The organism is Martinezella rhizogenes (genome assembly GCF_000799715.1).
Taxonomy (GTDB): domain Bacteria; phylum Pseudomonadota; class Alphaproteobacteria; order Rhizobiales; family Rhizobiaceae; genus Rhizobium; species Rhizobium rhizogenes_C.
Map to the genome: position 1 here is coordinate 235,948 of NZ_JUHG01000019.1, position 19,287 is coordinate 255,234.

Sequence of the window (19,287 nt, forward strand, 5' to 3'; positions counted from 1 at the left end):
ATGGCGACCCGTTACCTGTTCATGTCAGTCAGTTTCGCTGAAATGGCTGCGTCGATGGCTGATCGATCATCCGCATCCAGCCGGATGGTTCCGGCCCGGGCATTGTCGAGCGCCTGCGCGGGATTGCGCGCACCGCAAAGAGCAAAGGTGACGCCGGGCCTGGAAAGCGTCCAGGCAATGACGGTCTGAGCGATGCTGGCCTTGTGCTTATCGGCAACCGGTCGGATGGCGGACGCAAAAGCCAACACCTTTTCGCGGTTGGAAACGGAGAAGCGCGGATTACCCAGCCGTTGATCGTCGCCGGAAAAGACCCGGTCGGGTCCGATCGCACCAGACAAAAGGCCGAGCGCAAGCGAGGAATAGCTTAGTGTCGAAATGCCGTTCGCTCGGGTCAATGGCAGCAGATCGGTCTCGATCTCCCGGTCGATCATGCTGAAACGTTCCTGGATAGCATCCAGGCCGCCAGTTGAAATATAGGCTTCAAGTTCCGGCACTCCGACATTACTGGCGCCGATCGCCCGTATCTTGCCCGATGCCTTCAGATCTTCCAGCGCCCGCATCGTCTCCTCGACCGGGGTCGTCGGATCCTGCCAATGGGTGATGTAGAGATCGATATAGTCGGTGCCGAGGCGCCGCAGGCTTTCCTCGATTTCGTGGAAGATCGCATCGCGGCCAAGATAGCGGTGAACCGGTCTGCCATCCTGATCGAAGAAATGTCTGCCCTTGTCGGTGTGCCATACGAGGCCACATTTGGTGGCGATAACAGCCTTGTCGCGGCGGCCCGCCAGCGCCTTGCCGACGATCTCCTCTGAGCGGCCGAGCCCGTAGGCCGGTGCGGTATCGATCAGCGTGACGCCGGCACCCAGCGATGCCTGGATCGCGGCGATCGATTCCGCCTCGTCCGTGCCGCCCCACATCCAGCCGCCGATCGCCCATGTTCCAAGGCCGACCGCCGAGGCGGCGACGCCTGACCTGCCTATCTCTCGTATCAACTGTTGCCCGCTCATGCGCGTCGTCCTTCGCCGTTTGCGAGCGCCAGAACACGCGCCCCCGTTGCCTCGTCGGTGACCAGCGTATCGAGATGATGCCCACGCATGACGCTGAGGATAGGCCCGGCCTTGTTCGGCCCGCTTGCCACACCGATTTTCGTCGGAATGGAAGCAAACTCCGAAAGGGTCAGCGAGACCAGCGATCGGTTGAGGCTATAGTCGCAAACCCTGCCCCGGTCATCGAGCAGATGGGCAAGCAGTTCGCATGAGGCGCCAGAGCGTTCGATTGCCGCGCGGTCAGTACTCGAAGAGGGGTGCAGGTCGTAATAGCTGGAATCGTCGGAGAGAATGGAGCCAATGCCGACGATCGCCACCTTGGCCTCGCGCGCCCGTTTGAAGACGTCGGCGACAGAGCGCATGTTGATCAGCATTCCGCGCTCGGCCGCGCTATCGGCAAAAAGCGGCGCGTGGATCTGGAACGAGCGGCCGCCGAGACGGTCGGCCATCATCGTCGAGACATGGTTCACGTCCGTATAGTGCTTGCCCTGAACGCAGCCCGTCGCCGGAATGACTTCGATGTCGAAACGATGCGGCGGCTGAAGACCGGCAACGACCGCACTGACGCCCTTGCCACCAGTGATGCAGATCGTATCGCCATCGGCAATCTCCTCCAGCAGCAGGCGTGCCGCCGCCTCGCCAACCGCCTGCAACGCAGTCTGCGGGTTGTCGGATACGGTCGGCACGACGATGGCCCGGCTGATGCCGCCAAGCGCCAGAAGCTGCTCTTCCATGTCGACAAGCGGCTCGACCGGGGACTTAATCTTGATCTCGACCAGGCCGAGTTGCCGGCCGCGCTTGATCAGCCGGTTTACGGTGGCATGCGAGATGCCGAGCTGATCGGCGATCTGCGCCTGTGTCAGACCCTCGAGGAAGTGCAACACGAGAGCCTGGTGCATCTGGCGTGCGATAACGATTTCCTCGCGGGGCGCAGAGGCAAATTTGGGCTTTGCAATCGGCATGTCAGGCAGCCTTCCGCTTGTGCAGGAAATGGTCGATGGAGACGGCGGCAAGCAGAATGCAGCCTTTGATCATGTCCTGCCAATAGACAGAGATGTCGAGTAGGATCAGCGAGCTTGTCACGACCGACAAAAGAGCAATGCCAAGGATCGCACCGAGGATGGTCCCGGAACCGCCGCTCAGGGACGCCCCGCCGATGACGGCCGCTGCGATGATGTTGAGCTCCATTCCGACGCCGAATGTGGGCGTCGCCGCACCGAAGCGCGACATATAGATGACACCCGCAACGCCCGACAGCGTGGTGCAAAGCACGGTGACCCAGAACTTGACCTGGTTGGTCTTGATCCCGGAGTAGAGCGCCGCCTTCTCATTGCTGCCGGTATAGAAAACCCTCCGGAACGCCGTCGCACGGCGCAGCAGGAAGTCGAAGATGGCGACGATCGCCACGAAGATCAGGATGACATAGGGCACTCCGTAGAACGTGCCTTGTCCGATGGCCTTGAAGGACGGTGGCAGCGTAAACAGCGAAAGCGGCGTCCCTTTGGTAATGATCAGGCATATGCCGCGCACGATGACCATCGCGGCAAGCGACGTGATGAAGTGGTTGAGGCCGATCACCGTGACGAAAAAGCCCATGACGCAACCGATCAGGGCACTGGCAAGAATGCCGATCAGCGATGCGCTCCATGGATCCACTCCCATCAGGAACAGCGACCCGGACAGGACCATCGAGAAGCAGACGACCGACCCGACCGAGAGGTCGATACCCCCCACGATCAGAAGGATCGTCATGCCGACAACGACGATGCCCTCCACCGAGAACGACATCAGCATGGCCCTGAAATTGCCAAGCGTGAGAAAGTGCGGAGAGGCAAAACTCATGAGGACGCAGAGTGCGAGAATAATCGCAATCAGCCCCGCTTCCCGCATCGTTCCCAGCCTCCTCCAGGAGGAAGGACGCCCTTTCCCCACCGCCAATGCTTGATCTGTCATTGCCTGGTCTCCCGTCCCTGCTTGTTCTTCAGACGGCATGTTCTGATGCCTTCGATGTGGTGTGCTGCCTCGACGCGATGCCGGATGCGAGCCTCATAATGGATTCTTCCGTCATCGCCTCGCCTTCGAGTTCGCCGGCCACCATGCCTTCGCGGATGACGATCGCCCGGTCGCAGAGACCGAGGAGCTCCGGCAGTTCCGACGTGATGACGACGATACCGATCCCGGAACGGGCAAGGTCACGCAGCAGGCGATGAATCTCGGATTTCGCGCCGACGTCGATGCCCCGCGTCGGTTCATCCATGAGGATCACTTTCGGGTCGACCGCCAGTTGCTTGGCGATGGCGACCTTCTGCTGATTGCCGCCCGAGAGCGACGAGACCGGCATGTCTATGCCGCCCATGCGAACGCCGAGCCGGCGCGCAAGATCATGCGCGCGCTCAGCCTCCGCCTTCGTATTCAAGAGCCCGAAGGGGCCGGTCAGCGACTTAAGGTCGAGAGCCGCTATGTTCTGTGCGATCGACAGATCGAGAAACACGCCGGACCCCTTGCGATCTTCCGACAGGTAAACGACACCCGCTCGCACCGAGTCTGCATAGGATGACGCATGGAGGGCATTGCCGAGCAGTCGAACCTCGCCTTCCGTGGTTTGGCACAGCCCGCAAATGCCCTCCGCGATCTCGGTCCGGCCGGAACCGATCAGACCGCCGATCCCGAGAATTTCGCCTTTGCGCAATTCGAAGCTGATATCCTGAAAACGCTTGCCGTCGCCGAGATTGCGGACGGAAAGGATGGCTTCGCCGGTGCGCTCGACCACGGGCTGCTTTTCCGGATAGAGTTGCGTAATCTCGCGTCCGACCATGCGGCGCACCACATCCTCCGCCGTTATATCGGACACTTGTTCGGTCGAAACATAGCGCCCGTCACGAAAGATGGTGACGCGGTCGCAGAGGCTGAAGATCTCCGCCATGCGATGGCTGATATAGACGATGGATATTCCATGGGCCTTCAGGTCGTTAATGATGCCGAAGAGCACCTGGGCTTCCGCTTCGGTCAACGCCGCTGTCGGCTCGTCAAAAATGAGAATACGGCAGTCGAGCGTCAGCGCCTTGGCGATCTCGACCAACTGCTGGCTGGAAATCGGCAGATCGTCGACCTTCTGGCGGACGTCGATGGGAGCAAGACGGTTCATCACCGCCTGCGCTTCCCGCTCCAGTCTGGAAAAATTCATCAGGGGTGACCGGCGCCGGTTGGTTGTCGCCATGAACATGTTCTCGGCAACCGTCGCATCTGGGCAAAGCGCGATTTCTTGGTGGACGAGACCTATGCCCAGCGATTGGGCAAAGGCGGGAGACGTAATCTTCACGAGCGCGCCATTGATGAGGATTTCTCCCTCATTCGGCTGCAGCACGCCAGCGATAATATTCATGAGTGTCGACTTGCCTGCGCCGTTTTCACCACAGAGCGCATGCACCTCGCCCTTTTCAAGGGTGAATGCCACATCCGTCAGCGCCTTGATGGCACCGAAGTGTTTGCTGACATTGCGTATCTCCAAGACCGGCGCCTGCACCATAAGATCCTCTCCCTTATCCGCCTCGCATCGGCTGTCCGGGATCTCCTCATCCCGGACAGCCGCTTCGCGAGGCTTACTCCTCAATGCCCTTCGTGCCACGGCGCTTCAGATACTTGTCCCAATAGAAATCATCGGCATTGGCCACCGTCACGATCGACAGACCATTGTCGACGAAGGGAATGCTCATCGGGTTGAAGCCTGAGCGCTTGGCATCGTTCATCGGGTCGATCAGCTCCGGATGCTTGGCAAACCACAGCATCATGAAGCCCATGTAACCCTGCATGCCCTGGTTCGGATTGATCGAGCCGAACACTTCGCCGGCCTTGATCATGTCGAGGATGTTGGCGTTGACGTCGGCGCACATGACGAGGATCTTGCCGCCGCTTTCCTTGTTGGCCTGGGCCGCACCGATCGCCGAATTTGCCTCCGGCATGAACACGGCATTGAGGTTCGGATGCGCCTGCACCAGGCTCATGAGACCTTGATAGGCCTTGTTCGGGTCCTGGTTCGACGCGGCCCGTCCGACGAGCTTCATGCCAGGATACTTTGTTTCCATACGAGCGATGAAAGCGGCGATGCGCTTGTCATGGTTATCCTGCCCCGGATTTTCCAGCACCGCGTATTCGCCCTTGCCGCCAAGCTTTTCGGCGATCGCATCGGCAGCATAGGCGCCTTCGCGATTATTGTCCGAGGTGATGAAGGAGATGCGCTTGGAGAGCGGCGAGTCCGCGGCGAATGTGACGACTGCCGTGCCCTGATCGATCGCCCGATTGATGGGTTCAATGAAGGGGTCGGAGTTCATCGGATGAACGAGAATACCCGCCGGATTCTGGGCAAGCGCCTGATCGAAAGTAGCAATCTGCTTGTTGACGTCATATTCCGGCGTACCGGTGTAGGCGGTTTCGCAGCCGAGCTGTTTGCCGGCCTGCTTAAACATCTCGTAGACCGGGAACCAGTATTCGACACCCGAAACCATGACGTTCATGACGTATTTCTCACCCGGCTTGCAGCGAAACGGGTTTTCCGTTTCAGCCGCTGACGCAGCCGTGCTCAACGTCGCGACAGCCAAAACAGCCATCGCTGTCGTGCCCAGAAAATTGCGCAAAGTTCCTCCTCGAGGCTGACGCCCCTCCCAAAAAGCCGATGGCGCACATTGCGCCTTGTTCATGAAACCGGACTTCCTCCTCGAACCCCGGTGATTGCAGTTAGCCTCGGGAAAGACGATATGTCAATATAATTCACATTCTGAAATATATTTCACAACAAAGGGTCAGCCGGAGGCCGAAGAGGTCCGTCCACCCCTGGATTGCGAACAATCATCTTCGGCTTGCCTTCCTCGATGATCGGTCATGCTCAAGAGACAACCCGCAGACCGGACAGTGATCTATCGCCATTCTCGGTCGCGTCAGCCAGGCGCTTGGCGAGGCTGCCATGCTTATCGACGCACGCTCGATCTCCACGGCGATAGCGGCGGAGTAGTAATCCCCGCCGCCGCATCGCACCGAAAAACACCCCCGCGAAGTCGCCTGCTTCAAGCAGAACAATGCGCGCCAAGTAGATTTTTCGACTTTTCGACAAAACGGAGCGATTCTGCTCTCATTTCACGCGCCAGAATAGAACACTATCATGTTGATAGATTTGATCTTGAAATTTAGCCTGCTCGCTACGGGCTGGTTCTCGTCTCTAGCGAAGATGCGGCTTTCCAAGAAATCCTCGCGGAGAAGCACGCGCTTCATCGCGTTCACTTAGATCATTCGGCCGAATAGGGGTATTTATGAAGGCACTTGGCCTTGGCACATTGAGCGTCAAATTTGGTCGCCGCGTGGCACTTGGCGCGGCATTCGGCATTGCCGCCACACTGCTTGCAGGACAGGCCGCAGCCGAGGGCAAGATCAGGATTGCACAGCAGTTCGGCATTTCCTACCTGATCCTGGACGTCGTTCGCGACCAGAAACTAATCGAAAAACATGGCAAGGAAGCTGGCGTCGATATCGAGGTGGAGTGGGCGAGCATTTCCGGTGCGACCGCGATGAACGAGGCGCTTCTGGCCAACAATCTCGATATCGTATCGGCAGGCGTACCTCCGGCCTTGACGATGTGGGATCGCACCAAGGGTAACGTTAAGCTGGTGGCAGCTCTCGGCTCGTTGCCGAACTATCTGCTGACGACCAATCCTAATGTTCACACGCTAAAGGATTTCAGCGACAAGGACCGGATCGCTGTGCCTGCCGCCGGTGTCGGCTTCCAGTCGCGGACGTTGCAGATCGAGGCTGCCAAGCTCTTTGGAGCTGACAACTTCCAGAAGCTCGACCAGATTTCCGTTAGCCTTCCCCACCCCGACGCGACCGCCTCGCTGATTTCCGGTGGCACCGAGGTGAACTCGCATTTTTCCTCCGCGCCCTTCTATTATCAGGCGCTGCAGGGCAACAAGGCCGTGCACAAGGTCATCAGTTCCTATGACATTCTGGGCGGGCCGGCGACCTTCAACGTGCTTTACACCAGCACGGCCTTCCACGACGAAAATCCGAAAACCTATGCCGCCTTCTACGCCGCGTTACGCGAAGCTGCAGATTGGATCAACGCAAACAAGCAGAAGGCGGCAGAAACCTTTATCCGTCAGCAGGGTTCCAAGCTCTCGCCTCAACTGGTTCTCGACATCATCAACGATCCCGAGAATTCCTTCACGATCGTCCCGCAGAACACTTTCGTTTACGCGGCGGAGCTTCACAAGCTGGGTGTGCTGAAGAACAACGCCGGCTCCTGGAAGGACTATTTCTTCCCCGAGGCATACGGCGAAAACGGCAGCTGATATCGCATCACAACCTTCACGGCTCAGGACTGGATGCGATGCAAACCGGTTCTGGGCCGTCAACCTGATGGAATAGAGAATGGACGGCATATCTGCACCCGTTCGGGAGAACGGTGTTCCGCCCCTTCTTTCGGTCGAGGGCGTCACCCTGGAATACCAGGCGCCCGGTCGGGTGGTGCGCGCAACGCAAAATGTCAGTTTCGATGTCTGGGAGGCCGACCGCTTCATTCTTCTCGGCGCCTCGGGCTGCGGCAAGTCGACCTTGCTGAAAGCCGTGGGCGGCTTCATTGCGCCTCGGCAGGGCCGCATCCTCCTGGACGGGCGCCCGGTGAACGGACCCGGCCCTGACCGCGTTGTGGTCTTCCAGGAATTCGACCAGTTGCCGCCATGGAAGACGGTTCGCGAGAACGTGGCCTTCCCGGTGCGTGTTTCAGGCCGCCTCAGCCGCAAGGAGGCTGCCGAACGCGCCGACCACTATATCGAGAAAGTCGGCCTGAGCCCTTTTGCAGACGCCTATCCGAACACGCTGTCCGGCGGCATGAAGCAAAGAGTGGCCATTGCCCGCGCACTTGCCATGGAACCGCGAGTGCTGCTGATGGATGAACCCTTTGCCGCACTCGATGCCCTCACCCGGCGCAAGATGCAGGAAGAGTTGCTGGCGCTTTGGGAAGAGGTTCGCTTCACCCTGCTCTTCGTGACCCATTCCATCGAGGAAGCACTTGTGGTGGGCAATCGCATCGCGCTTCTGTCGCCCCATCCCGGTCGGATGCGGGCCGAGATCAACGCCCATGAATGGGATCTGCATAGCGGCGGAAGCCCGCAGTTCCAGGCGGCGGCCAACCGCATTCACCGCCTTCTTTTCGAGGAAGCCGAAGCCGTTGATGGAGCCGAGGCATGACGGACGTCGTGAGCATGGATGCAAGGAACGGCAACCGAGTTTCGCCGCCGGTCCGGCCGGAATACGAGCTGCCAATCGAGCCGCTTGCGGAAGCGAAACACGAAGAGACACTCTCGCTGCATCAGCGCCTCTGGCAGTATACCTGGTTGCGCAAGAGCCTGATCCTGATTTGTCTTGCCTTGCTCTGGGAAATTGCCGCCCGGCTGCAAGGAAACGAGTTGTTGCTGCCGCCGTTCTCCGCCGCCATCAAGGCGCTCGTTGAGGATATTTCAAGTGGCATCATTCCTGCCCGCGCGCTCAACTCCCTCGATGTGCTGGTCAAGGGCTATGCGGCAGGCGTCGTTCTGGCCTTCGTGCTGACATCGCTGGCCGTATCGACCCAGATCGGCCGCGACCTCCTGTCCACCCTCACCTCGATGCTCAATCCCCTGCCGCCGATCGCCTTGCTGCCGCTGGCGCTCCTGTGGTTCGGGCTGGGGCAAGGGAGCCTTGTCTTCGTGCTGATCCATTCCGTGCTATGGCCGCTGGCCCTCAATATGTATACCGGCTTCACCGGCGTGCCGGAAACCTTGCGAATGGCCGGCCGCAATTACGGCCTGCGGGGGCTGCGCTATGTGCTTCTGATCCTGGTGCCGGCCGCGCTGCCGTCCATCATCGCCGGGCTCAAGATCGGCTGGGCCTTTGCCTGGCGTACCCTGATCGCGGCTGAGCTTGTCTTCGGCGCCTCTTCCGGCAAGGGCGGGCTCGGCTGGTATATCTTCCAGAACCGCAACGAACTCTACACCGACCGGGTTTTTGCCGGCCTGATCATGGTCATCCTGTTCGGGCTTTTGGTCGAAAACGTGCTGTTCCGTCAGCTGGAGAACCGAACCGTGGCGAAATGGGGAATGACGCGCTAGCGCGGCCGAGGACATGCAGGAATGACAGCAGAACAGAAGTACGTGGTCGGGATTACCGACCACATGATCGGTTCGCCCGATCTCGAGGCCGAGATCCTTGGCGGCGATGTCGAGATCGACTTCTTCGACAGCAGGGACGAAGCATCTTTCTCCGCCGAACGCCTTTCAAGGCTCGACGCCTTGATGGTGTGGGGTGCGCGGCTCGGAGCCCAAAGCATAGCGCACCTGACCCGCTGCAGGGGCGTCATTCGCTATGGCGTCGGCTATGAGAAGATCGATCTGGTCGCGCTGGCCAGAGCCGGCATCCCGTTCGCCAACAATCCTGATTACGGCACGGAGGAGGTCGCCGATCATGCACTGGCCATGATGCTGTCCTTGCACCGGCGGCTCTTCGAGCATGACGCGCGCGCCCGCACCTATACGTCCGGCTGGCAGGTCCACAGCCTCAAACCACTTCCCCGCTCGAACCGGGCAACGGTCGGTGTCATCGGCGTTGGCCGGATCGGCACGGCGGTCATCAACCGGCTGAAGCCCTTCGGCTTTCATATCCTCGGCTACGATCCCGGCCAGCCGCCCGGGCACGAAAAGGCAGTCGGCTACGAGCGTGCGGAACGACTGGACGACCTTCTTGCGCGCTCGGACATCGTTACGCTCCACTGCCCGGCCAACGCGGAAACGCGCGGTATGTTGAACGGTGATGGCCTTGGCCGTCTCAAGCCCGGAGCGATTGTCGTCAATACGGCGCGCGGTGAATTGATCGACGATCTTGATGCGCTCGAAAGGGCGCTGCGGAGCGGCCATCTCGCCGCTGCTGCCATAGATACTCTGGTCGAGGAGCCGCCCGGCGATCATCCTTTGCTGAAAGCCTGGCGCGAGCGAGAGGACTGGCTCGCAGGACGTTTGGTGATCACGCCGCACAATGCCTTCTACTCCGATCATGCAGCCATCGAGATGCGCCGGAACGCGGCAAAGACGGTCAGGATATTGCTCGATGAAGGAAGACTTCGAAATCAGGTGACAGATAGATCATGAGCAGCCATTCCGAGTTTCTCTGGTATATTCCCAACGACGTGAAGGCCGGTCATCGCGGTGGCGCGGCTGATCCTGATCACAACAGCCTGGAGACGCTGACGACTCAGGCCAAGGCTCTTGAACAGCATGGCTGGAAAGGCGCCCTGATCAGCACTGGCTGGGACCGGCCCGACACGTCCACCATCGCAACGGCACTTGTTGCCTGGACCACAACCTTTGAGCCTCTGATTGCGGTTCGCCCTGGCTATTAGAAACCAGCGAATTTCGCCTCTTCAGCGGCGACACTCGATCAGCTGAGCGGCGCGCTCCACGCATGGTCGATTAATTTACACCAGATCTTCGGCGATAATGAAGGTAAGCGGCGTCTTGACCCCACGTGCCATTCGCACTGCAGGTGGTTGGTGAATTGACCGGAATATCCGCAGATTTCCTGCAATCCGTTAACAGCCAATTCGCTATTTCTTGCCGAGATGAAGTGCAACGGCCATATAGGTGCCATGACGCTTGATTCGAAGATATTCGTTGGCCTTAAATCAACTCGCAAGAGGCCTGCTCCGCAAAGCGAACCCACCGGTCCCAGATGCCAATGGGACGGCTGCGAAAAGAATGGTCCGCATCGCGCCCCGGTAGGACGGGATGCGGAGGGCCTGTATCTGTTCTTCTGTCTTGAACACGTGAAGGAATATAATAAGGGGTACAATTTCGCGGCGGATCAATCTGACAAGGACATTGCCCGCTATCAGAGGGAAGCAGCCGTAGGCGGCCGTCCGACCTGGGGGACCACCGTTAATCAGGCTCCCGAAATACCGATGCCGTCCACTGTCCGTTCCGGTTCTGCGCAGACATTGAATGCCCGCAAAACCGCCGCGCAGCGCAAGGCGCAAAAGGCCGATTTGCAGATGCGCAAACTCAAGGTGCTGGAAGCCAAGGCATTTGAGACACTCGGTCTTTCGCCGGACGCGACGCCGGAGGACATCAAAAGCCGCTATAAGGAAAGGCTCAAAATGCACCATCCGGATGCCAACCAAGGCGACCGCACTTCCGAGGACGAGCTTCGAGCATCGATCGAAGCGCATAAGATCCTCAAGCTGAACGGATTCTGCTGAAAGGTTTCTACCATCGGGTTACGTGAAGCTGCAGTTCCTTGAGGGACCGGATGGCATCCGCCTGATGTCAGAGCTTGAATGCGCTGTCGTGCACCGAACCCGGAAGGTTCTGTTGCAAAATTTGAGGTATCCGCGCGGCTGGACGATTTCTGCGTCTGCTCAGATCGCAGCGACAAGGGTTTCGAACTGTTTGGCGATCGACAAGCTGGCAGTGTGAGCGTCTTGCAGCTGGCGCTTGCGCAGCATGTGGATCATCTCGATGCCAGACAATGTTGCGACTGCGGATCTGAAAGACTTGAAGCCGAGCATCGGTCTGACGCATCGCTTTATCCGCCGATGGTCCTGCTCGATGCGGTTGTTCAGATACTGACTTTGTCGGATGCGGACGGGTTCAAGCCGGCGGCGCGATCGATCCTGAAGGCGGCTGACGGTGTCGCAGGAAATGATCGCTTCCCGGTTGGTCTGGCTGCCGTCGATAACAACGCGTTCCGGCCGGCCATGCCGAGCGAACGCCCTTTTGAAGACGCTTTTGGCGGCAGATAGGTCACGATGCTCGCTGAGCCAGAACTCGACCGTGCATCCGTTGCAGTCGATCGCCCGATAGAGATATGTCCAACGACCGCGAACCTTGATATACGTCTCGTCGGCATGCCATTTGCCGGTGACGACGCGCTTGCGCCGGTTGAACCGCTCCGCCAGCAGGGGCGCAAAGTGCACGACCCAGCGGTGGATCGTCGAATGATCGACGCTGATGCCCCGCTCGGCCATTATTTCCTTCAGGTCGCGTAGGCTCAGGCCATAAGTCAGATACCAACGCACGCACAACAAGATCATAGACTGCTCGAAATGCCGACCTTTAAACATTGCCAATCTCCGGAACATTACCGGAGATCAATGCCACGTCGATCCTAACGAATGGGATTTGCAACATAACCTCGAGCATGCGCCGACATCGCCTGCCGTCATCGAGACCTTCCTCAAGACACATGCTGACGTCGCCGCCGGCGTCCGCCAACAGCTTGAGAAAGATGCCGCAATGCTCGGCGGCCTGAGACTGCTGCCGGAGCGCTTTATCGTCATTGAGCAGGCTATGGGCGTCGCCCGCTCACACGGCGGTGCCGCCGAGGTGCATTTGTCTGATTTTGTCGAGCGTGTGAAAGCGGCCGGACTCATTGCCGAGGCATTGGATAGGCACAGAATCACCGGCGCCACAGTCGCCGCACCGCGCACTGCTTAGGGCAAGCTCTCGGCGAAAGCGCCCTGCCGCGTTGCCGTTCCCGACTATCTGCAAAGCTTGAGAACTTCTTGATCGCGTAAGCTCGAATACACGTTGACGCCGCTCGGACATTCTCTGTCAGAAACCGCTAGACACCTCGCCGATTGGGCCGCAGCCCATCAAGGGGTCATTGCCGTCAACCGCCTTCACTACGACGCCCGCCAGATTTGATTCAACCACGCCGACTATAACTATATCGATGCCCCAACCATTCGATGCCTTCCCCGTTGGCCAAGGTGAAATATTGATCCTTGCTATCAGAATCCGGCCCATCGAACCGTGTCACCTGACGCATTCGCATGAGGGTCCCAGCACTTCCGCCGTCGCTCCATGCGGCAATCGGGAAGAAATCCAAGTCGATCGTTTTACCGTCACCAGCATTCCTGCTCCAAGCCGGCATCAGGCCGACCGGATCACGTGTATCGAACGAGACATATTGCCATCGGGCCTCAACGCGGTCGAACGTAAGGAGATCGGTCCTTTTCACGGCCCGTCGCGAAATATCGTCCGCTGGGCGGATGATTTCCTGAAGGAGTGAACCCATCATGAGGCGTTCGGCGACAAGCCCTCTCGATGCCTCGGGCTCGGCGCCCGGTTTGGTCCAGCGGGTTTCGGTCAGATCCCAAAGGCCGACCCGCCTCGCAAGGGTCTCGCCTTCGGATCCCAGCTCGTTCAGTTCCACCCCGTTGGTTGCTTCGGCGCTCGAAGCGATGGCAGCGGCGCCTGCTACTGCGGCACCGAAGAACGCTGTCGTCTTCATGAAATCTCGACGGTACATGGTTCACCTTTTCCGTTGTTCGATCAAAGAGAGAAGTCGACGACGATCTTACCGAAGGCTCCCCGATTGAGGTGCTCCAGAGCCGACTGGAGATCCGATAGGCCGTAGCGGGCGTCGATGATGGGCTTGATCTGCAATTCGTCGATCGCCCTCACAAGCTCTTCCTGGGCGCGTTGATGACCGACGGCAATACCCTGAATGACAGGACCCGTCAGAAGGAGCGGGCCAACGGAAGCCGACAGCTGCCCGCCTTCCAAAACGCCGATCATCGATATGCGGCCGCCCGGCGCGACGGCTTCGAGAGCCTTTGCGAGGTGAGGGCCGCCAACAATTTCGAGAACATGGTCGACGCCGCGGTCCGACGTGATATCGTAGACTTTACCGACCCAGTCCTCGCGAGTTCGGTTGATCACGAAATCGGTAAGGCCAAGCGCCTTCGCCCGTTCGAGCTTCTCGTCGCTTCCGGAAACGAGGATCACGGTCGCACCTTTTGCCTTGGCGATCTGCGCGCCGAAGATCGCGACACCGCCCGTTCCCTCAATCAGGACGGTCTGGCCCTTCTCGACCCGGCCGAGTTCGACGAGCGAGTACCAGGCGGTGAGACCCGCGCAAGGAAGCGTGCTGGCCTCGACCTCGTCGAGTGATGATGGGCCTTTCGTCAGCCATGCCGCCGGAAAAGAGACGTATTCGCTCAAGACACCCGGATAGTGACCGCCAAGGGATTGGTAGTTTGGATGTCGACCGGACCCGAGAGGACGACCATCTTTCCAGTCCGGAAAGAATGTCGAGATCACCCGATTTCCGACCGCGAACTTTTCAACTGACTTGCCCACCTCGACAACCCTACCCGACATGTCTGAGCCTACGGTGATCGGCAAGTTGAACTCGCCCATGCGCCCGGCAATAACGTCCTGGTCGCGATAATTGAGTGCGACCGCATTGACCCTGACGAGCACCTCGTCAGCCCCAACTATTGGGACTGGTACTTGTTCAAGGCTCAGTCCGTCTTGGTTGAAGGCTGATAGTTCCCAACGCTTCATGAGGTTTTGCATGGATTTAATCCTTCCGATTTTTGATGATTAGAAGGTATCACCTCGGACAGCGCACCAGTTGCGCCATTTTTGCTCGACTATGGTGCGTAAGATGCTACAATGATTTATGACGATTTCCATGAGCGACATCCCTGTTTTCGTCTGTGCCGTCGATACCGGAGGGTTTTCCGAAGCCGGGCGACGGCTGAACCTGTCACGCTCCTCGGTCGGAAGAGCGGTTGCCCGCCTCGAAGCAGGTCTCAAGGTCAGGCTGTTCGACCGAACCACCCGTCATCAGAACGTCACGGCGGACGGACAGCTCTTTTACGAGCACTGCCAGCGGGCGATGGCCGAACTTCGTGCCGTCGAGGCCGCGCTGGATTCGGGATCGAGCGCGCCGCGGGGCAAGCTTCGGGTGTCTATGCCTGTTCTCTTCGGTCGAATGTGTGTCGCTCCCATCCTCACCAGACTTGCAGGAGAAAACCCCGACCTGGAACTGGAACTCAGCTTCAGCGATCGTAAAGTCGATCTCCTGGAGGACGGCTTTGACCTCGCCGTACGCAACGGTTCGCCCGGCAATGCCGCGGGCATGCGCATCCGTCGGGTCGGCCATGAGGAGACAATGCTCTATGCCGCGCCGACCTACCTCGAAAGGCAAGGCGTTCCGAAAACCATCTCAGAGCTCGACGCCCATGACACGGTCACGTATTCCCGCGCGGGACGGGTGCAGTCCTGGACGCTCGAGGTCGAAGGTATCGTCCATGAATTCAATCCTGTCTCCCGGCTCCGGTTTGACGACATCGACGCGATAGCAGACGCCGCGACAAATGGTTTCGGACTGGCGTGGCTGCCGTACTGGCTCGTCAGGAAACGGGTCGAGACCGGAGAGCTCGTGCCTGTGATGCGGCAGATGCCTCCGCATGTGTCCGAGGTCTGGGCTTTGTGGCCGGATGGCGCCCACCTGCCAACTCGGGTGCGGGCGGCCATAGATGCAATCGTAACGGAACTGCCGAAGCAAGCATCATCTTCGAACGGCGCTGGGAGGGATGATACATGTGTGTAAAAGTATGTGCAGGAATGGTTGGAAATCTCCCAGCCTTCCATACCGTAAAGGCATAAGATGGACCGGCTTTCCGAGCTCGAGGCGTTCCTTGCGGTCGTCGAGACGGGCGGCTTTACGGCAGCCGCCCGCAGAACCGGCAGGTCACAGCCGGCAGTCAGCAAAGCAATCGGTGCGCTCGAAAACCGTCTGGGCGTCGCACTCTTCAATCGCAGCACCCGAAACGTCACCTTGACGGATCAGGGACAAAGATACTTCGACAGGATGAAGCCCTTGCTCGAGGAGATCGACGACGCCAATCGCGAGGTCATAGGCAGCGCGGTCGACATGTCGGGGTCGATACGCATTGCTGTCCCCACCACCCTCGGTCGACTTCATATCCTGCCAATCATTCCGGATCTGCTGTCCAGATTTCCCAAGCTCGAAGTGGATCTGGTTCTATCGGATCTCATGCGGGACATGGTCGAGGATCGGGTCGATTTGGTGATAAGAGTGGGGCTTGTCGAAGAGCCCGATGCCGTCGTCAGACGGGTGGCAAAGACTCCTCTCGTATGCGTCGGATCTCGTCAGTATTTCGGAAAGCATGGTATTCCCACAAAGCCTGCCGAGCTTGCAGATCACAACTGCCTCGTCTACCGCGGCTTCAAGGAGTCGGCGAATTGGCCATTCGTCGGTCCAGAAGGTCACTTCAGCGTCGCAGTGCGCGGCAACCTCACCTCCAACAGCATCGAGACGATCCGTGCGGGTGTGCTTGCAGGCGTCGGGATCGGCATGTTCACCAAGGCATCCCTCGTCGAAGAGCTCTCGCATCCTGACGTGGTGACGATCCTCGGCGAATATGTCCAGGGCACAAGGGACATCAGCTTCGTCTGGCCGAAGCGTCGGCTGGTTTCTGCGCGGGTTCGGCACGTGACCGACTTCCTCGCTGCATCGCTCGAAGGGCGGATCTAGCGGCATTTTAACGCCTCGGTGACCTTCGGTAACAAGCGCCGTAGTGTGAGGCCCACACTTTAAGCTCGCTGCTATTTATTCCAATATCGCATCATTTTCATTCCATTCGTCCGTATTATCGTCATTTTCGACATGCGCTACAAACAGTGATCGTCGCAATTCATCGAGAACACGATCATGAACATTTCACTTGAAGGTCGCAAAGCAGTCGTCACCGGATCCACCGCCGGCATTGGTCGGGCGATCGCAGAGGGCTTGGCGCGGGCCGGCGCATCCGTTGTTATCAATGGCCGCAGCGAGGCGCGGGTCTCGACAGCGGTGGCTGAAGTCAAGGCGCTCTTCCCAGGCATCGAGATCACCGGCGTGGTTGCGGATCTGGCCACCAAGGAAGGCAGCGCGGTTCTTGCAGCCCAATCGCCCGATGCCGACATTCTTATCAACAACGCAGGCACAGCCAATCCCAAACCCTTCTCCGATATTACCGATGAAGACTGGCTAGGTTTGTTTCAGCTCAACGTCATGAGTGGCGTTCGTGCAGCGCGCCATTACCTGCCGAGGATGACCGCGCGCGGCTGGGGGCGTGTTGTGTTCATCAGCAGCGAGTCCGCACTCGCAATCCCAAAGGATATGATCGACTACGGCATGACCAAGACGGCGCAGTTGGCGATCTCGCGAGGTTTGGCTGAGACGGTTGCGGGGACGGGCGTGACGGTCAATTCGGTGCTTCCTGGTCCGACGAACTCTGAAATCATGTCGAACTGGATGGCGGGAACGGCTCGGGAACAGGGCATCACCCAGGAAGAGGCGGAACAGCAATTCCTGAAGGCCATGCGCCCGACAACGCTCATCAATCGGTTCACGAGCACGGAGGAGGTGGCCAACATGGTCGTCTACCTATGCTCGGAGCAAGCATCCGGCACAACCGGGTCCGCCATGCGCGTTGACGGCGGTGTGCTTAGACAGATCGCATAGCTCATTCAGACAAACACACTCAAGGAAGCTTATCATGACAACGGCACAGAACGAGCTGAAGCGTTCGCAATCACCTTCATATGATCTCACTGGAAAACGTGTGGTCGTCGTCGGTGGCAAAACAGGGATAGGGCTCGGCATCGCTCAGGCCGCTCACGCGGCGGGAGCGAGCGTAACGGTCGCCAGTCGGCGCTCGGATTCCGCAGCAGACCATCCAGAGCTGGCGCCCTTCGAGCAGCTAGTGCTCGACATGAGCGATGAGGACGCCGTTCGGGCTTCTTTCGATGCTATTGGCAATCTGGATCATTTGCTTGTCGCTGCGGGGCCGACCGATGGCAGCTGGGGTGCATTCATGGACGAAGACATGCGAGGGGCGCGCAGCTACGGCAATAGCAAGTTTCTCGGCTCCTGGGCATGTGCGCGCTATGCTGCACCAAAACTTTCCTCTAACGGGTCGATCACCTTTATGACCGGAGGGATCGCGGCTCGTTCGAAGATCGGCATGACGAGCGTCACATCGACTTTTGCCGCAGTAGAGGCACTCGCGCGCTCGCTGGCGCTTGAACTTGGCCCGATCAGGGTAAACGCCATTCGGCCTGGGTTCATCGATACCGACCTTTGGAACTTCCTTTCCGCGACAGACGCCGCTGATGTCCGCGAAAAGGTGCGCGCCAATTTCCCAGCGCGCCGGATCGGTCAACCGGCCGACGTGGGGCACGCTGCGGTGTTTTTGATGACCAACCCCTACGTTACAGGCACTGTGCTTGAGGTCTCTGGCGGAGAGCAGCTCGTCGATTGGCAGTTCTGAGCGGTCCCTTGCCGTTTTCACATTCCAAAACCGAGACGGTTATCACGGCGCATCATACTCGTACCCCCTTCGTCACCCCATCAAGATCAACGATTTGCCCGGAAGCCGGTTGCCGGCTTCGAGATCGCTGATCAGGGCAATCGCCTCGGATAGGGGGACGGTGCGGCTGATCGGTAATGTGAACTGGCCGGTGGTGGCCAGTTCAACGATCTTTTGCAGGATGGATGTGCTTAGCACGCCCCTGACAAAGCTGTGTCTCGATGAGATCAGCGATCTGATCAAGTTGCCGAAGGTCGGATCGATGTCCACCGCGATGCCTGAGCGCTTGGTCAGGAAATCCTCTTGCCTTGACGTCAGGCCGCCATGGCAGTCGAAGACGACGTCGAAGGCGCCCTTCAGGTCGTCGGGCAAGGCTTGAGTGTAATCCAGTACCCCCGCTAGGCCCATATCAGCGAAACCGGTGAGAGACGAAGGCCCCACGCGCGCGGTGATGACGGCCCCGGAGGCCTTGGCGATGGCGATCGCCGCCTGTCCGACACCACCAGAGGCGCCATTGATGAAGACCGACTGTCCTGACTTCAGCTGACCGCCGTCCATCAGCGCGCGCCAGGCGGTCACGCCGACGGTGGGCAGAGTGGCGGCGGCGGCAAAGGACAGAGCGGCTGGCTTGTGAATGATCAGATCAGAGGTGGTGATCGCCGTTTCGGCAAAAGCGCCAGGCTTCATCATCGGCACCTGCCCCAGCACTTCGTCTCCGTGGGTAAAGCCGGCCACGCCGGGGCCGATCCCTTCGACGACGCCGGCGAAGTCCATGCCCATCGCCCGCGGGAAGCGTCGGCCCATCATCAACTTCATGAAGCCCTGGCGTAGCTTCCAGTCGAGCGGATTGATTGAAGCAGCCATGACGCGTATCAGAATTTCGCCCTTGCCGGGGGCTGGGAGTTCGTAGGCTTCGAGGCGCATCACCTCGGGTCCGCCGTATCGATGATATTGAATGCGCTGCATTTCTTTCTCCTGGTGCATGAGTTCGAAGGCAGTCTCAAAAATTGACTTACTCCAGATAGGAGACTACATGTAACGGAGCAAGAACGCATA

At 59.1% G+C, this 19,287-nt stretch carries 19 protein-coding genes and 1 pseudogene; 11 read left to right on the top strand and 9 right to left on the bottom strand.

Features of this window, described 5'->3' with window-relative positions; genetic code table 11:
• Positions 1 to 11 precede the first annotated feature (11 nt).
• From EX00_RS28880 to EX00_RS28900, 5 genes are all read right to left on the bottom strand, one after another.
• Positions 12 to 1,007 carry an aldo/keto reductase gene (locus tag EX00_RS28880; RefSeq protein ID WP_047465574.1) on the bottom strand — a complete coding sequence of 332 codons (996 nt, stop codon included), beginning with the start codon at positions 1,005 to 1,007 and terminating at the stop codon, positions 12 to 14.
• A complete protein-coding gene (locus EX00_RS28885; RefSeq protein WP_047465578.1) occupies positions 1,004 to 2,008 on the bottom strand; it encodes a sugar-binding transcriptional regulator in 1,005 nt (334 codons plus the stop codon). Before EX00_RS28885 ends, EX00_RS28880 begins: the two co-directional genes overlap by 4 nt.
• 1 nt (position 2,009) lies before the next feature.
• Positions 2,010 to 2,999: an ABC transporter permease gene (locus EX00_RS28890; RefSeq protein WP_155294150.1), complete on the bottom strand. Its 990-nt coding sequence runs from the start codon at positions 2,997 to 2,999 to the stop codon at positions 2,010 to 2,012.
• 28 nt (positions 3,000 to 3,027) lie between these two features.
• Entirely contained in the window at positions 3,028 to 4,572 is a 1,545-nt protein-coding gene (locus tag EX00_RS28895; RefSeq protein ID WP_047465583.1) for a sugar ABC transporter ATP-binding protein, read from the bottom strand.
• Positions 4,573 to 4,645: 73 nt separating this feature from the next.
• Positions 4,646 to 5,677, bottom strand: coding sequence for a substrate-binding domain-containing protein (locus EX00_RS28900; protein ID WP_047465586.1), 1,032 nt, complete (start codon positions 5,675 to 5,677; stop codon positions 4,646 to 4,648).
• 669 nt (positions 5,678 to 6,346) lie between these two features.
• On the opposite strand from EX00_RS28900, the gene EX00_RS28905 reads away from it, so the two are divergent.
• The 6 genes and pseudogenes from EX00_RS28905 to EX00_RS28930 all read left to right on the top strand — a co-directional run bounded on the left by EX00_RS28905 (position 6,347) and on the right by EX00_RS28930 (position 11,316).
• Positions 6,347 to 7,381: an ABC transporter substrate-binding protein gene (locus EX00_RS28905; RefSeq protein WP_080761348.1), complete on the top strand. Its 1,035-nt coding sequence runs from the start codon at positions 6,347 to 6,349 to the stop codon at positions 7,379 to 7,381.
• A gap of 79 nt (positions 7,382 to 7,460) precedes the next feature.
• Entirely contained in the window at positions 7,461 to 8,279 is an 819-nt protein-coding gene (locus EX00_RS28910) for an ABC transporter ATP-binding protein (RefSeq protein ID WP_052211001.1), read from the top strand.
• Entirely contained in the window at positions 8,276 to 9,178 is a 903-nt protein-coding gene (locus EX00_RS28915) for an ABC transporter permease (RefSeq protein ID WP_202903787.1), read from the top strand. The genes EX00_RS28910 and EX00_RS28915 overlap by 4 nt, the downstream gene beginning before the upstream one ends.
• Before the next feature lie 21 nt (positions 9,179 to 9,199).
• Complete coding sequence (locus EX00_RS28920; RefSeq protein ID WP_047465588.1) at positions 9,200 to 10,210, top strand: C-terminal binding protein; 1,011 nt, start codon at positions 9,200 to 9,202, stop codon at positions 10,208 to 10,210.
• A pseudogene (locus EX00_RS28925) lies at positions 10,207 to 10,566 on the top strand (LLM class flavin-dependent oxidoreductase); the annotation flags it as partial. The gene EX00_RS28920 and the pseudogene EX00_RS28925, both read left to right, overlap by 4 nt.
• A gap of 141 nt (positions 10,567 to 10,707) precedes the next feature.
• The gene (locus EX00_RS28930) at positions 10,708 to 11,316 is read left to right on the top strand and encodes a J domain-containing protein (RefSeq protein WP_047465589.1); all 609 of its coding nucleotides are present in this window, start codon (positions 10,708 to 10,710) and stop codon (positions 11,314 to 11,316) included.
• Positions 11,317 to 11,475: 159 nt separating this feature from the next.
• On the opposite strand, the gene EX00_RS28935 is transcribed toward EX00_RS28930, so the two are convergent.
• A complete protein-coding gene (locus EX00_RS28935; RefSeq protein ID WP_047465592.1) occupies positions 11,476 to 12,180 on the bottom strand; it encodes an IS6 family transposase in 705 nt (234 codons plus the stop codon).
• A 58-nt stretch (positions 12,181 to 12,238) separates the two neighbouring features.
• Here EX00_RS28935 and EX00_RS28940 point away from each other — a divergent pair, with 58 nt between their 5' ends.
• Positions 12,239 to 12,553 carry a type 2 periplasmic-binding domain-containing protein gene (locus EX00_RS28940; RefSeq protein ID WP_080761349.1) on the top strand — a complete coding sequence of 105 codons (315 nt, stop codon included), beginning with the start codon at positions 12,239 to 12,241 and terminating at the stop codon, positions 12,551 to 12,553.
• Between the two features lie 211 nt (positions 12,554 to 12,764).
• Here the strand turns inward: EX00_RS28940 and EX00_RS28945 are convergent, their stop codons facing one another.
• Both EX00_RS28945 and EX00_RS28950 read right to left on the bottom strand, forming a co-directional pair.
• Positions 12,765 to 13,352 carry a DUF1579 domain-containing protein gene (locus tag EX00_RS28945; protein ID WP_155294151.1) on the bottom strand — a complete coding sequence of 196 codons (588 nt, stop codon included), beginning with the start codon at positions 13,350 to 13,352 and terminating at the stop codon, positions 12,765 to 12,767.
• Between the two features lie 41 nt (positions 13,353 to 13,393).
• Entirely contained in the window at positions 13,394 to 14,422 is a 1,029-nt protein-coding gene (locus EX00_RS28950; RefSeq protein WP_047465597.1) for a zinc-dependent alcohol dehydrogenase family protein, read from the bottom strand.
• A 106-nt stretch (positions 14,423 to 14,528) separates the two neighbouring features.
• Here EX00_RS28950 and EX00_RS28955 point away from each other — a divergent pair, with 106 nt between their 5' ends.
• The 4 genes from EX00_RS28955 to EX00_RS28970 all read left to right on the top strand — a co-directional run bounded on the left by EX00_RS28955 (position 14,529) and on the right by EX00_RS28970 (position 18,192).
• On the top strand, positions 14,529 to 15,464 hold the full coding sequence (locus EX00_RS28955) for a LysR family transcriptional regulator (RefSeq protein WP_047465599.1): 936 nt from the start codon (positions 14,529 to 14,531) through the stop codon (positions 15,462 to 15,464).
• A 57-nt stretch (positions 15,465 to 15,521) separates the two neighbouring features.
• Positions 15,522 to 16,412, top strand: coding sequence for a LysR family transcriptional regulator (locus EX00_RS28960; protein WP_047465602.1), 891 nt, complete (start codon positions 15,522 to 15,524; stop codon positions 16,410 to 16,412).
• Positions 16,413 to 16,589: 177 nt separating this feature from the next.
• Complete coding sequence (locus EX00_RS28965) at positions 16,590 to 17,384, top strand: SDR family NAD(P)-dependent oxidoreductase (RefSeq protein ID WP_047465605.1); 795 nt, start codon at positions 16,590 to 16,592, stop codon at positions 17,382 to 17,384.
• A 34-nt stretch (positions 17,385 to 17,418) separates the two neighbouring features.
• Entirely contained in the window at positions 17,419 to 18,192 is a 774-nt protein-coding gene (locus tag EX00_RS28970) for an SDR family oxidoreductase (RefSeq protein WP_052211006.1), read from the top strand.
• 72 nt (positions 18,193 to 18,264) lie between these two features.
• On the opposite strand, the gene EX00_RS28975 is transcribed toward EX00_RS28970, so the two are convergent.
• Complete coding sequence (locus EX00_RS28975; protein ID WP_047465612.1) at positions 18,265 to 19,197, bottom strand: NAD(P)-dependent alcohol dehydrogenase; 933 nt, start codon at positions 19,195 to 19,197, stop codon at positions 18,265 to 18,267.
• Positions 19,198 to 19,287 lie beyond the last annotated feature (90 nt).